Source organism: Leisingera sp. F5 (assembly GCF_001593695.1).
In genome coordinates, this window is the sequence record NZ_LUKH01000475.1 from 1 (window position 1) to 2,326 (window position 2,326).

Annotated in this window: 3 protein-coding genes; all 3 read left to right on the plus strand. The window is 58.9% G+C overall.

Annotation, left to right across the window (positions count from 1 at the left end):
- The first annotated feature begins 125 nt into the window (after window positions 1-125).
- On the plus strand, window positions 126-470 hold the full coding sequence (locus A2I95_RS32110) for an STAS domain-containing protein (protein WP_129372437.1): 345 nt from the start codon (window positions 126-128) through the stop codon (window positions 468-470).
- Between the two features lie 35 nt (window positions 471-505).
- Complete coding sequence (locus A2I95_RS32115; RefSeq protein WP_260006708.1) at window positions 506-955, plus strand: ATP-binding protein; 450 nt, start codon at window positions 506-508, stop codon at window positions 953-955.
- Window positions 956-1,258: 303 nt separating this feature from the next.
- Window positions 1,259-2,326, plus strand: a 1,068-nt coding sequence (locus tag A2I95_RS32120) for a gamma-glutamyltransferase family protein (RefSeq protein ID WP_291736351.1), incomplete at its 3' end; no start/stop codon positions are given.

Here is a 2,326-nt window from a genome sequence, read left to right on the forward strand (position 1 = left end):
GGCCGCTCCGGCGATAACAACATCTTTCATGCAATTTTCCTCCAATCGTCAAAATAATACCTACAGAATAGTAAGCTTTGCGGTCTAGAGTGCTGACAAATGACGTTACATCCCGGGGGATCAAAATGAGCCTGACGACCACCATGACGGACGATGCACAGATCGTTAAAGTCAATGCCGAACGCATTGATGCCGCCATGGCCATCCAGTTCAAGGAGGACATGCGCACGGAAACAGAATCCGGTGCGGACCGTGTCATCCTGGACCTTTCCGAAGTGCAGTTTATTGATTCCAGCGGGCTTGGCGCGATCGTCGCCGCGATGAAACAGCTTGGCGGCACCCGGAAACTGGATCTCGCCGGGCTGACCCCCATGGTCGAAAAAGTGTTCCGGCTGACCCGCATGGACACGATCTTTGACCTTTATGGTTCCCTTGGCGACGCAATCGCTCCGGCTGGCGCAAACTCCTGAAGACCAATGCGCTGTCAGTGCAAAGCGAGAAATCGATGGTAAAAACTTTTGCCTGCTCGTTCACGGCTACGAACCTGAATGCCCGTTCAGGCATCTCATCGGTTGTAGACCAGCTTCGGTCCCTAGGGATCCCGGGTGCCCGTGTGGATGAGGTGCAAATCGCTCTGACCGAGGCTGTGAACAACGTAGTCGAGCACGCCTATGAAAGTGCTCCTCCGGGAGACGTGCGGATCCGGGCTGAGCTTTATCCTGAACGTTTGTGGATCAGCATCCAGGACGCCGGTGTTCCCTTTGCTAAGGGAGAATTGCCGGAGGGCAAACCTGCAGATATCAGCGTTCCGGTTGAAAGCATGCCCGAAGGCGGGTTCGGATGGTTTCTGATCCGCGAATTGGCAAGCCAAGTCCAATATGAGCGTTCGGAGGGAAACAACAATCTATCGCTCTGCTTCGAAATCAAAGTGACCAGCCCCTCGGCCGAAGTCTGAACAGCCCCAGGTTTACAGAGGCACGGCTGCGGGTTTACTGCATTTTAACGCTTTGTCATAATCGCGCCGCAATCCCGGCCCACCTCAGCCCGATAGGTATGCGACTTTTAAACTGTAGCTGAAATGAGCTTCCCCCGGTACCGCGTGTTCTAGCCCCCACCAGTGCGCGGCACCGGGGATACTTCCATTGGCCCGCTTTCCTGACCCAGAATGACGTTCCGTTCCTTCAGAGCCGCTGAGGATTTAAGTTGCCTTCCCGCCGTGTGCGCCTAGCCTTTGCAAGGTGACGGCAGGAGCAGGGAAATGCGCGACTTTCATCTTCCGGGGCGATCAGCCGTTTTGGCCCAAAACGGCCTGTGCGCGACCTCGCATCCTCTAGCTGCCAGCGTCGCCGTCGACATCTTGAAACGCGGCGGCAATGCAATGGACGCGGCTTTGGCCGGGGCGGTCTTACTGGGAATTTGCGAGCCGCAAATGACAGGCATCGGCGGGGATTGCTTTGTTCTATATTCCCGCCCGGGACAGGGCATCCAGGCGCTGAACGGATCAGGCCGCGCCCCTGCCGGGGCCAGCGCTGCTGCGCTTCGGGCACAAGGGCTGGAAACCGTTCCGCTGGGCAGCCCCGATGCGGTGACTATCCCTTGCGCGATTGACGCGTTCTGCCGTCTGGCCGAAAGCGAAGGACGGCTTGGGATTGATGCGCTGCTGCAACCGGCAATCCACTATGCCGAAGAGGGCGTTCCCGTGGCGCCGCGCACGGCGTTCGACTGGATCAACGGCGCAGCGGCATTGCAAGGCGCGGCGCGGCACCATTACCTGAAAGACGGCCAGCCGTTCATCAGCGGCGATGTGTTCCGCACACCCGGGCAGGCCGAAGTGCTGCGCCGCATCGCTAAGAACGGGCGGGATGCCTTTTATTCCGGGGACGTGGCCGAAGATATGGTGGCCGCGCTGACGGCGCTTGGAGGCGTCCACACTCTGGCGGATTTTGCCGCTGCCAGCAGCTTTGCAACACAGCCGGTGGACGGCCAGTACAATGGCCTGGGCCTGACCGAGCATCCGCCCAATGGTCAGGGTGCAACTGCGATTTTGCTGCTGAACATACTCAAGCATTTTGAAATTTCTAACATGGATCCGTTTGGCGCTGAACGTGCGCATATCGAGGCGGAGGCCGCCAAGCTTGCCTATGATGCGCGCAACCGGTTCCTGGCCGATCCAGATCACACCACCCGGCTGGCGCATATGCTGGCACCCGAAACGGCTGCCCGGCTTGCCGCGCTGATCGACCCCAAGCACGCCCTGCCGGCAGCGCAGCCGCTAACCGAGGCGGTGCACAAAGACACGGTCTATATTACTGTGGTGGACAAGGAC